Genomic DNA, 12,482 nt, shown 5'->3' on the forward strand with positions numbered 1-12,482 from the left:
GCCTTGGGCCTGCCTGACGAGCGGCGCGAAAGCGCGGCTTGCCGCCCGGCGCTGCATTGCCTAACTGCCGGTCCATGAACACGCTCCAGCGCAGCCTCACGCGAAACGAACGCCCATGACCTCGACCAACGACATCCGCCGGTCCTTCCTCGATTATTTCGGCAAGGCCGGGCACGAGGTGGTGCACAGCGCGCCGCTCGTCCCCTACAACGACCCGACGCTGATGTTCGTGAATGCGGGCATGGTGCCGTTCAAGAACGTCTTCACCGGGCTCGAAACCCCGCCCGGGCCGCGCGCGACCTCGGCGCAGAAATGCGTGCGTGCAGGTGGCAAGCACAATGACCTCGATAATGTCGGCTACACCGCGCGGCATCACACCTTCTTCGAGATGCTCGGCAATTTTTCCTTCGGCGACTATTTCAAGGCCGAGGCGATCGAGCACGCCTGGACCCTGCTGACCCGCGAATGGGGCCTGCCTGCCGAAAAGCTCACTGCCACGGTCTTTCATGACGACGACGAAGCCTTCGACCTCTGGCGCAGGATCGCCGGGCTGCCCGAAGAGCGCATCATCCGCATCGCGACCAGCGACAATTTCTGGTCGATGGGCGAGACGGGCCCGTGCGGGCCGTGCTCGGAGATCTTCTACGACCATGGCGAACACATCCCCGGCGGGCCGCCCGGCAGCCCTGACGAGGACGGCGACCGCTTCGTCGAGATCTGGAACCTCGTCTTCATGCAGTTCGACCAGCAGGCCGACGGCACCCGCCGCGACCTGCCCAAGCCGTCGATAGACACCGGCATGGGAATCGAGCGCGTCGCCGCTGTCCTGCAGGGCGTGCACGACAATTACGACACCGACACCTTCAAGGCGCTGATCGCAGCGTCGGAAAGCCTCACCGGGGTCGCGGCCGAGGGCGAAAACACCGCCTCGCACCGGGTCATCGCCGACCACTTGCGCTCGACCTCGTTCCTGATGGCCGACGGCGTGCTGCCTTCGAACGAAGGGCGCGGTTATGTCCTCAGGCGGATCATGCGCCGCGCCATGCGTCACGCCCACCTGCTCGGCGCGCAGGAACCGCTGATGCACCGGCTCGTCGGAAATCTCGTGACCGAGATGGGGCAGGCTTACCCCGAACTCGTGCGCGGGCAGGCACTGATCGAGGAAGTTCTCGAGCGTGAGGAAACGCAGTTCCGCAAGACGCTGGAAAAGGGGCTGAAACTGCTCGACGAGGCGACCGCCGACATGACCGAAGGTGGCGAGCTCGACGGCGAAACCGCGTTCAAGCTCTACGACACCTATGGCTTTCCCTACGACCTCACCGAGGACGCCCTGCGCGCCCGTGGCCTAGGGGTCGACCGGGAAGGATTCGACGAGGCCATGGCCCGTCAGAAGGCCGCCGCGCGCGCCGCGTGGAAGGGTTCGGGCGAAGCGGCTTCGGGCGAGGTCTGGTTCGACATCGCCGAGCGCGAAGGCGCCACCGAATTCACCGGCTATGCCGCGACCACCGGCGAAGGCCGGGTCGTCGCGATCCTCAAGGACGGCGCCGAGGTAAAGGCCGCGATAGCGGGCGAAGAGGCCGTCATCCTCACCAACCAGACCCCCTTCTACGGGGAAAGCGGCGGGCAGACCGGCGACACCGGCACTATCACAACGCCGGCGGGGCTCAGCGCGGTCGTCACCGACACATCGAAGCCGCTCGGCCGCCTCCACGCGCACCATGCGCGGATCGAGGCGGGCGAAGTCGCGGTCGGCGACAATGTCCAGCTGGATGTCGATGCCGAGCGCCGCACGAAGATTCGCGCGAACCATTCCGCGACCCACCTCGTCCACGCCGCGCTCAGGAACCGGCTCGGCGGGCACGTCACGCAAAAAGGTTCGCTGGTGGCGGAGGACCGGTTGCGCTTCGACTTCGCGCATCCCAGCGCGCTCACCGACGAAGACATCGCCGCGATCGAGGCCGAGGTGAACGCCGAAATCCGCGCCAACGAGGTCGTCACGACGCGCCTGATGAGCCCGGACGAAGCGGTCGAGGCGGGCGCGCTCGCGCTGTTCGGCGAGAAATATGGCGAAGAGGTTCGCGTGCTCGCGATGGGGCGCCCGGGCGAGGGCGGACGCAATTACTCTGTCGAATTGTGCGGCGGCACTCATGTCGAGGCAACCGGAGACATCGGCCTGTTTCGCATCGTTTCGGAAAGCGCCGTGTCCTCTGGCGTTCGCCGGATCGAGGCGCTGACGGGAGAGGCCGCGCGCCAATGGCTCGTCGGGCGCGAGGAAGCGCTTAAGGCCGCAGCGAGCGCGATCCGCGCAACGCCAGAGGAAGTGCCGGGACGGATCGCGGCTCTGCTCGACGAGCGTAAGCGGCTCGAAAAGGAACTGGCCGAGGCGAAGAAGGCGCTCGCGCTGGGCGGCGGCGGAGCGGCGTCATCGGGCGGGCCCGCACAGGAAGAGGTCGCGGGCGTCAGTTTCACCGGGCAGGTGCTCGAAGGGCTCAACCCGAAGGAACTGCGCCCGCTGCTCGACGAAGCGAAGTCGCGGCTTGGTTCGGGCGTGGCGGCGATCGTCGCGGTCAATGACGGCAAGGCGAGCATCGCCGCGGCGGTCACGGACGACCTGACCCAACGCTTCTCAGCGGTCGATCTCGTGCGCGCCGGGGTCGAGGCTCTCGGTGGGAAGGGCGGGGGCGGACGGCCCGACATGGCGCAGGGCGGCGGCCCCGACGGCGCGAAGGCCGGCGAGGCGATCGAAGCGGTCAAGCGCGCGCTCGCCGGCTAGGCCGGCGCGCGCGCCTCCTCCCTCAGCGGCTCGGGCGCTTGTTGGTGACGGGCTGGCTGCCCTGTTCGATGTCGTCGCCCTCGGTGTCGCCGGGCTTGCCGCGGCCGGAATTGGGCGCCTTGTCCTTGAGCGGCCCCTTGACGTTCTGCGGCTTGAACTTCTCGTCGTTCGGGATCGGCTTGGTCGGATCGATATCGGTCATGTTTCCTCCTTTGCCCGACCAACGCGCGGGCGAGGGGGAAAGCTCCGAGAAATCCGTGAGTTGCGCGAGAGTTTCGGTCAGGTGGTGACGCCTTGCGGCGGGCCTTCCGGGTTCGCTTTCGCGCTCGGTGTGGTGCGCAGGGCGGGCTTTGCGGCCAGGCCGCCCTCGCGCTCGATCGTCTCGCGGAATTCGTCGCGCTTTTCGTGGATCGAGGCGATCACCGGGCCCATCGCGACGCCGATGTCGACAAGCACGGCTTCGGACAGCTGGAGCGAGCTTTCGAGGTTTTCCGGCACGGCGTGGCTTGCGCCCGCGCGGTAGAGCGCGGCGGCGTGTTCACTGTCGCGCGCGCGGGCGACGATCAGAAGGTCGGGATATTCGCCGCGCAGTTTTGCGACGAGGCGCTGGGCGAGGACGGGCTCGTCCATCGTCAGCACCACCGCCGGGGCGCGCTCGACGCCGAGCCGGTCGATCGCATCGCCGCGCGCCGCGTCGCCGAACACCGCGCGGTAGCCTTCGCGCCGGGCGCGGCTGATGAGGTCAGGGTCCGAATCGAGCATGACATAGGGCTGTTCGTGCCGCGTCATCATGTCCGCGATCAGCCGCCCGACGCGACCGCCGCCGATGATGATCGTGCGCGGCTCGTCCTCGTCCGCCCCTTCGAGCACTTCGGGCACGCCGTCCACCCGGCGGGCGATCACGCGCCCGAGCTTCGCAAGGAGCGGCGTGACGGTGAGGCCGATGGCGGTGACGATCTGCCAGAACTGCGCGGTTTCGGCATCGATCACCAGCGCGCTGGTCGCCGCGGCGAGGACGATCAGCGTCGTCTCGGACGGCGAGGCCATGAGCACGCCCGTCTCGGTCGCGGTGCTGCGCCGCGCGCCCATCGCGCGCAGCAGGATGCCCGTGACGATCGCCTTGAACACCAGCACGCCGACCACCGCCGCCATGATCGTGCCGAGGTCGCTCCAGATCGCGCGCAGGTCGATGCTCATGCCGATCGTGATGAGGAACACGCCGAGCGCGAGCCCCTTGAACGGCTCCATGATGCTTTCGACCTCGCCGTGGTACTCGGTCTCGGCGATCAGCAGGCCCGCGATCAGCGCGCCGACGATGGGCGACAGGCCCGTGGCGGCGGTGGCGAGGCTCGCACCGATCACGACCAGCAGCGAGGCGGCGAGGAAGAGCTCGGGGCTCTTGGTCCGCGCGGCCTGGCTGAACAGGCGGGGAAGGGCGACCCGGCCGAGCACCAGCAGCACGGCGATGACGAGAGCGCCCTGCCACAGCGTGTCGGTGATCGCGCTCCAGCCCCCTTCGGCATTCGGAGCGAGCGCGCCGAGGATGAAGATGATCGGCACGATCATGATGTCTTCGAACAACAGCATCGAAAGCGCCGCGCGCCCGACCGGAGAACTCGTGCCCGAAATCGGCAGCACGATGGCGGTCGACGAGAAGGCGAGCGCGAAGCCCAATGCGAGCGCCGCAGTCGTCTCCATCCCACTCGCCCAGCCGAAGAAGACCGCGGAAATGCTACCGATGATAAGCAGTTCAAGGCTCCCGAGCCCGAACACCAGCCGGCGCAACTGCCACAGCCGGTTGAAGCTCAGTTCCAGCCCGATCGCGAACAGCAGCAGGATGATGCCGAAATCGGCGAACGGGGCCAATCGTTCGGGATCGGATATGGTAACGTGCGATAGCCAGGGCACGCGGTCGGTCAGCATCCCGAGGCCGTAGGGGCCGACGAGGATGCCGATCAGGATGAAGCCGATGATCGGCGTGATGCGGAAACGGGCGAAGACCGGGATGACGATGCCGGCCGAGCCCAGGATCACGAGCGCATCCGACATCACCGGGGAAAGGGACAATTCGCCTGCCATGGACGAGACTTAGCCTAGCGCCCCCGCCAAGTCATCAGCGCCCAAGTCATCCGCGTCCAGCTCATCAGCACCCGGCTCCTCATCCCCCACCATGGGGCGGGCCGAGCGGGCGGGTGATCGAGCTGTCGTGGTCTTCTCCGAAGGGATCGGTGATGTTGCCCACCCGCTTGTCCCACTCGATCCGGTAGAGGTCGAAGCGGCGGTCGGCGAGGTTCTGCACCGTGCCCTCGGCCCGCGCCCAGCTGAGGTCGGCGAGGTTCACGTCGCTGATCGTCAGCGTCTCGACATTTTCCGAAGCCTCCGCCGCGATCCCGTCGCGCGCGAAGGGAAAGTCGCAGGGGGTGAGGATGCAGGACTGGGCGTACTGGATGTCCATGTTGGCGACGTTCGGCAGGTTGCCGACATTGCCCGAGAGCACAACGTAGCACTGGTTTTCGATCGCGCGGGCCTGCGCGCAATAGCGCACGCGCATATAGCCCTGCCGCGAATCGGTGCAGAACGGCACGAAGATGATCCGCGCGCCTTCGTCGACCAGTCTGCGGGCAAGCTCGGGAAATTCGCTGTCGTAGCAGATGAGCACGCCGATCGGGCCGCAGTCGGTCGGGATCGCGTCGATGCTGTCGCCGCCCTTGATGTTCCACCAATAGGCTTCGTTAGGGGTCGGGTGGATCTTCTCCTGCGAATGGACTGACCCATCGCGCAGGCAGACGAGTGCGACATTGTGGATGTCGCCGTCGGGCATCCGGGTGGGATGCGAACCGCCGATGATGTTGATGTTGTAGCTCAAGGCCATTTCCGACAGTCGCTGGCGGATTTTCGGGGTGAACTCGCTCAGCGTCTCGATCGCTTCCAGCGGGCTCTGCTCGCGGCCCTCGGCTGAAAGCAGCATGAGCGTGAACATCTCGGGGAAGACAATGAAGTCGCTTTCGTAGTCCGCTGCGACATCGACGAAATACTCGACCGAGCGCATGAACTCCTCGAAATCCGCGACTGCGCGGGCCTGCAACTGGCAGGTGGCGATCCGCACGCTTTCGACATCGCGCGGCAGGCGGTGCTTGGGCGGCGCGTCGATGTCGACATAGGGATTGCGCCAGACCATTCGCACGGCAAATGCCTTCGACGCCTTGTCCTCGGGCAGGTAGTTTTCGAGGATGCCGTGCGGCTCGAACCCGTTGGCGAGCTGGAAGCGCAGGACGGGGTCGTGGATCTTGGTGTCGATCACCTTCTGCAGGTAATCCTCCGGCCCTTCCGCGCGATTGGTTTTGCGCCGCATCGCCCGCGCAAGGCCCGGCATCCGCCCGCCGAAGACGATGCCTTTCAGATCGAGTCGTTCCGCCAGCGCGCGGCGCTCCTCGTAGAGCCTGCGCCCGAGCCGCGTGCCCCGCACCTTGGGATCGACGCACATCTCGTAGCCATAAAGCCAGTCGCCGGTCGGGTCGTGCCGCGCGCCGAAGCCGTTGCCCGTGACCTCGTCCCAGCTGTGGTCCGACAGCGCCACGTCTTCGTCGAGGCGCATGGTCGCGCAATAGCCGACCAGCTTGCCGTCGAGCTTGGCGACGAAGCAGCCTTCGGGATAATTGTTGATCTGCCCGCGGATCTCGCCGTGGGTGTAGGCGGGCAGTTCGGCATAGGCGCGGCGGACGAGGTCGCCGATGGCGCGCACGTCCTCGAGCTTGGCCTGCCGGACTTCGAGCCGCGCCTTGCTGCTGGTGGATGCCATTGCTGCCCCTCCTCTTGAATTGCAAAAGGCGGCCCCGCCGCGTGGCAGGGCCGCCCTTGACCTACGCCGCGCGAGCGCGGGTGTTCCAGTGCCGAAAAGGGCGGATCAGGCCCAGCTGGCCATTTCCTTCTCGAGGTTCTCGACGATCGCCTCGAAGAACTGCTCGGTGGTCAGCCAATTCTGGCCCGGGCCGATCAGCAGCGCGAGATCCTTTGTCATCGAACCGCTTTCGACCGTGCGGATGCAGACCTTCTCGAGCGTTTCGGCGAAGCGCACCACGTCGGGCGTGTCGTCGAACTTGCCGCGATACATGAGGCCGCGGGTCCAGGCGAAGATCGAGGCGATCGGGTTGGTCGAGGTCGCCTTGCCCTGCTGGTGCTGGCGATAGTGACGGGTGACGGTGCCGTGCGCGGCCTCGGCCTCGACGGTCTTGCCGTCCGGGGTCATCAGGACCGAGGTCATGAGCCCGAGCGAGCCGAAGCCTTGCGCCACGGTGTCGGACTGCACGTCGCCGTCGTAGTTCTTGCACGCCCACACGAACTTGCCCGACCACTTGAGCGCGCTGGCGACCATGTCGTCGATCAGGCGGTGTTCGTAATGGATGCCGGCGGCGTCGAACTTGTCCTTGAACTCGTTCTCGTAGACCTCCTCGAACAGGTCCTTGAAGCGCCCGTCATAGGCTTTCATGATCGTGTTCTTGGTCGAGAGATAGACCGGCCACTTGCGGTCGAGGCCGTAGTTCATCGAGGCGCGGGCGAAGGCGCGGATCGAATCGTCGAGATTGTACATCGCCATCGCGACGCCCGAGCTTTCGAATTCGAACACTTCGAGGTCGATCTTTTCCCCGTCCTCGCCCTCGAAGACGAGGCGCAGCTTGCCGGGGCCGGGTATGAGCGTGTCGGTCGCGCGGTACTGGTCGCCGAAGGCGTGGCGGCCGACCACGATCGGGTCGGTCCAGCCCGGCACGAGCCGCGGCACGTTGTCGATCACGATCGGCTCGCGGAAGACCACGCCGCCCAGGATGTTGCGGATCGTCCCGTTGGGCGAGCGCCACATCTTTTTGAGGCTGAATTCCTCGACGCGCGCTTCGTCCGGGGTGATCGTCGCGCATTTCACGCCGACGCCATGTTCCTTGATCGCGTTGGCCGCATCGACCGTGATCTGGTCGTCGGTCTCGTCGCGCTTCTCGATCGAGAGGTCGTAGTATTTCAGGTCGATATCGAGATAGGGCAGGATCAGCCGCTCGCGGATCCATTGCCAGATGATCCGCGTCATCTCGTCGCCGTCGAGTTCGACGACCGGGTTCTTGACCTGAATTTTCTGCATGAAGTGTCCCGCCTTCCTTGAGGTGTCCTGCGGCACAGCGAACGGGGGTAAGCGCGCCGCTTTTCGATGTCTGGTGTAATCCCTGACAGGGGCTTTAGCAGAGCAATCCGCCTGTGCAAGCCGGGGGACGGGACCGCGCGGGCGCGCAGCACGGACAACAAAAAACCCGCCATGAGGCGGGCCTTTGTCCCGGGTTTGCCGGGGCGGCGATGGTGGGCGTAGGAAGAGTTGAACTTCCGACCCCTGCGATGTCAACACAGTGCTCTACCACTGAGCTATACGCCCGAACCCATCTGCCGGACTGCCCTGGTCGAACCTGTCGATCCGAGGGCGGAGCGGCCCATTAGCGCGGGCCGCGGATATGTGCAAGCGATTCGGGGAGGCTACAGGCTCGCCTCGGCCTGTTCCTCGAACACGCGCTCCACTTCGAGCACGAGGTCGCGCAGGTGGAAGGGCTTGGACAGCACCTTGGCATCGGGCTGTTCGCGGCTTGCGCGCAGGCTCACCGCGGCGAAGCCGGTGATGAACATGACCCGCGTCTTCGGAGAAATCTCGGCGCAGCGCTGGGCGAGTTCGATCCCGTCCATTTCCGGCATGACGATGTCGGACAGGAGCAGGTCGAAATCCTCGGTCTCGAGCAGCGGGATTGCCTCGGTACCGCGATCGACCGCGCGCACTTCGTAGCCGGCATTGGTGAGCGCGCGCGCAAGATAGGTGCGCATCGCCTCCTCGTCCTCGGCGAGCAGGATGCGGGGGGAATCGCTGCGGGGGGATTGGCTGGCTGTCATGCGCGCACGCCTAGCATGAGGCGCTTAAGAAATCTTCTCGCGCCTTTACCCCTGACCCGCGATGGAACGCCCCCCGCGTGGCACGCCCGTGCTCGGTAACCCAGACGGCTTGGGCAAATCAACGCTTTGACACGCAGGCACAATGCGTTCAGCAGGTCGTTACGGATGACTATGCAGGGCGATCTCCCTCAGCACGACTTCGAGGCCGGCGACCGGGCCAGGCCCGGCGGCGCGCGCGATGGCGCGGTCGTCGAGGGCGGGGCGGTGGGCGATCCGGCCTGCGGTCCGGCCTTCACCTTTCGCGCGCCGCGCGCGATGCCGCTTCCGGTGGTGATCGCCGTGCCCCATGCGGGCCGGGTCTATCCGGGCGAGACGCTGGCGGCGATGCACGACGTGCGCCTGTCGCAATTGCGGCTCGAGGACCGGCTGGTCGATCTCGTCGCCGAGGAAGTCGCCCGCCTTACCGGCGCGGCGCTGCTCGTCGCCCATGCGCCGCGCGCGCTGCTCGACCTCAACCGGGCGGAGGACGATGTCGACTGGGGCATGGTCGAAGGAGGCCGCCCGCCGGGAACGCCCGAAGAAGGGCAGGGACGCTCCAATCGACGGGCGAGAAGCGGGCTCGGGCTCGTCCCGCGCCGCCTGCCCGGTTTCGGCGAGATCTGGAACCGCCCGCTCGCGCGCGGGGAGATCGAAGGCCGGATCGAGCGCATCCACCGGCCCTATCACGCCCTGCTGGAGCGCGAATTGCGCCGGGTTCGCGCGCAATGGGGGGCGGCGCTGCTGGTCGATCTCCACTCCATGCCACCCCTGCGCCTGCAGGCGGGCGAGAGCCGCGCGCCGCACTACGTTATCGGCGACCGTTTCGGCGCGTCGTGCGATGCCAGGCTGGTTGCGCGCGCGTTCCGCTATCTCGACGCCGAGGGTTGTGCGAGCGCGCATAACCGGCCCTATGCGGGGGGCTATGTGCTCGATCGCCACGCAGCCCCCGCGCGCGGGCTCCATGCGCTGCAGGTGGAGCTGTGCCGTTCGGCCTATCTCGACGTCGATCTCGCCGAGCCCGCGCCGGGTCTTCTACCGGTCGCACGCATGATTGCGGGATTGGTGCGCGAACTCGGCGCGGAAACGGCCCGGCTCGCCGAGGGCGGCGATTTCGCGCAGGCAGCGGAATAAGGCTGAAGTAAAAAGCGCCACCCCGTGCAAGAGGGGGGGATGCACGAGGTGGGCCAGGTTCAGGGGGGAGCGCGCTCTCAGGCGCGGCTCCAGGCGGGTGATGAGGGGGAACACCGCCTGTCCCAGACATGGTAAAAGGCGGGCGGGACTTCAAGCCCCGCCCGCCTCGAAAAACCTCCGGATCGGCGGCTAGGCGCCGCCGCATCGAGCCTTAATTAATAACGGCCGGCTGCGCCTGCTGCTGCTGCGGGAGCTTGCCCTGGACAACCTGGCGCTCGAAGATCGAGCGCATCAGGTTCATCGAGAACAGGTGCGCGTGGATCAGCATGAGCAGGCCGTTCTTGTTGAGCGCCTCGAGCGTTTCCGCGGGAAGTTCGCGCAGCTTCTTTTCGTCGACCATGCGGAAACCGCGATAGACGAAGGGCTTGTCCGGGTTCTCGGCGCGGGTGATCGCGACTTCGCCGTCCATCAGGATGTCGAGCTTCTTGAGCTCTTCGAGGAAGGCGCGCGTGCGCTGGCCCGATTCCTCGAATTTGGAGCAGAAATCGAGCACCTGGTTGGTGTATTCGGTCGGCTTGCCTTCGCCGTCGAACAGCGCCTGGCCCTCGTCCTGCTTGGCGATGACGCCCGCGGTCGGGTCGAAGCACAGCGACATCTCGTCGCTGTCGGGCTGCATCTTGGCGAGGATGAAGGGATAGCGCCGGATATAAGCCGGGACATAGACGCCCGCGATGATCTTCTCGTCGTCGCCGACGAAGGTGTTTACCCCTTCGTTGAGGCCCATCAGCGCGATCGGCAGCGGATTGTCGCCGGCAGTGAAGACGATCGGGTAGTTGCGCTGCGCATCGACGAATTCGTCGACGGTCAGCGGGATCGCGTGGGTGTTGGCGACATGAGCGGCCGAGCCGAACTGGCTCACCTTCCAGTCGGCATGGTCCCGGCTGTTGAGCGGCAGGAGGTCCTTGTAGAACAGCGGAAGTTGCGGCTGCTGCGGCGCGCTGGCCATGAATATGTCTCCGAAGACTGCTGTGCGTTGTCAGTTCGCAGCGAACGGATCGGGCCGTGATGCCCGCGCCCCGTCCGCCGGTTGCGGCGCGCTTTAGGCGCTTGTGCAAAGAGGCGCAAGTCGGCTGCCGATTCGCGCGCTCAGGCGCCGGGGACGAGCTTTCCGGGATTGAGCAGGCCGTGCGGATCGAGCGCCTGTTTGACGGCCCGCATCATCGCAAGCGACACGGGATCGCCGAGCCGCGCGAGTTCGCCGATCTTGACCTGGCCGATGCCGTGTTCCGCGCTGATCGAGCCGCCCCATTCGGTGACGAGGTCGTAGACCCGCACGCTTACCCGCTTGCCTTCGCCTTCCTCCCATTCGCCCGCCACCGCGCCTTCGGGGGCGAGGACGTGGAAATGGACATTGCCGTCGCCGAGATGGCCGAATGCGACCGCGCGCGTGCCGGGAAATTCGCGTTCGACCGCCGGGCCGGCGGAGAGGATGAATTCGGGCATTTTCTCGACCGGGACCGAAATATCGTGCTGCATCGCCGGGCCGAGCGCGCGTTCGGCCGCGGAGATGGAATCGCGCAGGGTCCAGAACGCTTCGGCCTGGGTCTCGTTCGCGGCGATCACCGCGTCTTCGAACAAGCCGTCCTCCATTGCCGAAGCCAGCGCCGCCTCGGCCCGTTCGCGCAAGCTCGCCTCGTCCGTTCCCGTCGCCACGAATTCGATCAGCGCGTTCCAAGCGTGCCGCCCGGAAAGCGGAGGACGCGCATCGGGCAGGTGGGCGAGCACGCTCTCGAGGCAATGCGCGGGGACCACTTCGAAGCCTTCGAGCGTGTCGCCCATCGCCCGCTCCATCGCGCGCAGCAGGGTGCGCGCCTCGACGATTCCGGGAAGGCCGGCCCAGACCGTGACTGTCGCGCTCGGCGCAGGCAGCAGGCCCAGCGTCGCGGCCGTCACGATGCCGAGCGTGCCTTCCGAGCCGATCAGCAATTGCTTGAGGTCGAACCCGCGATTGTCCTTCTTGAGCGCGGTCAGCCCGTCATAAACTTCGCCATCCGCGAGCACCGCCTCGATCCCCAGCACCTGCGCGCGCATCGTCCCGTGGCGCAGGACCTGCGTGCCCCCGGCATTGGTCGAGATCAGCCCGCCGATGGTCGCCGACCCCTTGCCGCCCAGCGTCAGGGGAAAGCGCAGGCCATTTTCCGCCGCGAGATCGTGGAGCGATTGGAGGATCATGCCCGCCTCGCACACCACCTGCCCGGCTTGTGCGTCGAGCCTGCGGACCCGGTCCATCCGCCGCAGCGAGAGCAGGATGCCGCGACCGCTATCGTCCGGGGTCGCCCCGCCGACCATGCCGCTGTTCCCGCCCTGCGGCACGATCGGCACGCCGTGCTTCGCGCACAGCTTCACCAGCGCGGCGACTTCCTCGGTCGAACCGGGCGAGGCGAGGGCGAGCGCGCGGCCCGTGTAGCGCCCGCGCCAGTCGGTCAGCCACGGCTCCATCAGCTCGGCGTCGCGGGTCAGGCCCTTGGCCCCGAGCAGCTCGGCGGCTTCGGCGAGAAAGGTGTCGGCGGCGGGTCTTTCGGCGGTCAGGGTCATTGTTGCTCCCATGCCACAGGCTGCCCCCAAG

At 66.8% G+C, this 12,482-nt stretch carries 9 protein-coding genes and 1 tRNA gene; 2 read left to right on the plus strand and 8 right to left on the minus strand.

Annotation, left to right across the window (positions count from 1 at the left end; genetic code table 11):
• Positions 1-115: 115 nt before the first annotated feature.
• The gene (gene alaS / locus G9473_RS03310; RefSeq protein ID WP_291135983.1) at positions 116-2,773 is read left to right on the plus strand and encodes an alanine--tRNA ligase; all 2,658 of its coding nucleotides are present in this window, start codon (positions 116-118) and stop codon (positions 2,771-2,773) included.
• Positions 2,774-2,795: 22 nt separating this feature from the next.
• On the opposite strand, the gene G9473_RS03315 is transcribed toward alaS, so the two are convergent.
• The 6 genes from G9473_RS03315 to cpdR all read right to left on the minus strand — a co-directional run bounded on the left by G9473_RS03315 (position 2,796) and on the right by cpdR (position 8,686).
• Positions 2,796-2,975: a hypothetical protein gene (locus G9473_RS03315; protein ID WP_291135985.1), complete on the minus strand. Its 180-nt coding sequence runs from the start codon at positions 2,973-2,975 to the stop codon at positions 2,796-2,798.
• Between the two features lie 77 nt (positions 2,976-3,052).
• On the minus strand, positions 3,053-4,852 hold the full coding sequence (locus tag G9473_RS03320; RefSeq protein ID WP_291135987.1) for a cation:proton antiporter: 1,800 nt from the start codon (positions 4,850-4,852) through the stop codon (positions 3,053-3,055).
• 79 nt (positions 4,853-4,931) lie between these two features.
• On the minus strand, positions 4,932-6,572 hold the full coding sequence (locus G9473_RS03325) for a bifunctional GNAT family N-acetyltransferase/carbon-nitrogen hydrolase family protein (RefSeq protein WP_291135990.1): 1,641 nt from the start codon (positions 6,570-6,572) through the stop codon (positions 4,932-4,934).
• Between the two features lie 105 nt (positions 6,573-6,677).
• Positions 6,678-7,898, minus strand: coding sequence for an NADP-dependent isocitrate dehydrogenase (locus tag G9473_RS03330; protein ID WP_291135992.1), 1,221 nt, complete (start codon positions 7,896-7,898; stop codon positions 6,678-6,680).
• A 210-nt stretch (positions 7,899-8,108) separates the two neighbouring features.
• Positions 8,109-8,183 (minus strand) — tRNA-Val (locus G9473_RS03335).
• 98 nt (positions 8,184-8,281) lie between these two features.
• A complete protein-coding gene (gene cpdR, locus G9473_RS03340; protein ID WP_291135994.1) occupies positions 8,282-8,686 on the minus strand; it encodes a cell cycle two-component system response regulator CpdR in 405 nt (134 codons plus the stop codon).
• Positions 8,687-8,851: 165 nt separating this feature from the next.
• Here cpdR and G9473_RS03345 point away from each other — a divergent pair, with 165 nt between their 5' ends.
• Entirely contained in the window at positions 8,852-9,856 is a 1,005-nt protein-coding gene (locus G9473_RS03345; protein ID WP_291135996.1) for an N-formylglutamate amidohydrolase, read from the plus strand.
• Positions 9,857-10,067: 211 nt separating this feature from the next.
• On the opposite strand, the gene G9473_RS03350 is transcribed toward G9473_RS03345, so the two are convergent.
• Both G9473_RS03350 and G9473_RS03355 read right to left on the minus strand, forming a co-directional pair.
• A complete protein-coding gene (locus tag G9473_RS03350) occupies positions 10,068-10,862 on the minus strand; it encodes a SapC family protein (RefSeq protein WP_291135998.1) in 795 nt (264 codons plus the stop codon).
• Between the two features lie 140 nt (positions 10,863-11,002).
• Positions 11,003-12,463: an FAD-binding oxidoreductase gene (locus G9473_RS03355; protein WP_291135999.1), complete on the minus strand. Its 1,461-nt coding sequence runs from the start codon at positions 12,461-12,463 to the stop codon at positions 11,003-11,005.
• Positions 12,464-12,482 lie beyond the last annotated feature (19 nt).

The sequence above is a fragment of the Erythrobacter sp. genome (assembly GCF_011765465.1).
Taxonomy (GTDB): Bacteria; Pseudomonadota; Alphaproteobacteria; order Sphingomonadales; family Sphingomonadaceae; genus Erythrobacter.

What these genes read in the sequence shown, in the direction of transcription:
- alaS (WP_291135983.1), top strand. Translation starts at nt 116, where the DNA reads ATGACCTCGACCAACGACATCCGCCGGTCCTTCCTCGATTATTTCGGC.
- G9473_RS03315 (WP_291135985.1), bottom strand. Translation starts at nt 2,975, where the DNA reads ATGACCGATATCGATCCGACCAAGCCGATCCCGAACGACGAGAAGTTC.
- G9473_RS03320 (WP_291135987.1), bottom strand. Translation starts at nt 4,852, where the DNA reads ATGGCAGGCGAATTGTCCCTTTCCCCGGTGATGTCGGATGCGCTCGTG.
- G9473_RS03325 (WP_291135990.1), bottom strand. Translation starts at nt 6,572, where the DNA reads ATGGCATCCACCAGCAGCAAGGCGCGGCTCGAAGTCCGGCAGGCCAAG.
- G9473_RS03330 (WP_291135992.1), bottom strand. Translation starts at nt 7,898, where the DNA reads ATGCAGAAAATTCAGGTCAAGAACCCGGTCGTCGAACTCGACGGCGAC.
- cpdR (WP_291135994.1), bottom strand. Translation starts at nt 8,686, where the DNA reads ATGACAGCCAGCCAATCCCCCCGCAGCGATTCCCCCCGCATCCTGCTC.
- G9473_RS03345 (WP_291135996.1), top strand. Translation starts at nt 8,852, where the DNA reads ATGACTATGCAGGGCGATCTCCCTCAGCACGACTTCGAGGCCGGCGAC.
- G9473_RS03350 (WP_291135998.1), bottom strand. Translation starts at nt 10,862, where the DNA reads ATGGCCAGCGCGCCGCAGCAGCCGCAACTTCCGCTGTTCTACAAGGAC.
- G9473_RS03355 (WP_291135999.1), bottom strand. Translation starts at nt 12,463, where the DNA reads ATGGGAGCAACAATGACCCTGACCGCCGAAAGACCCGCCGCCGACACC.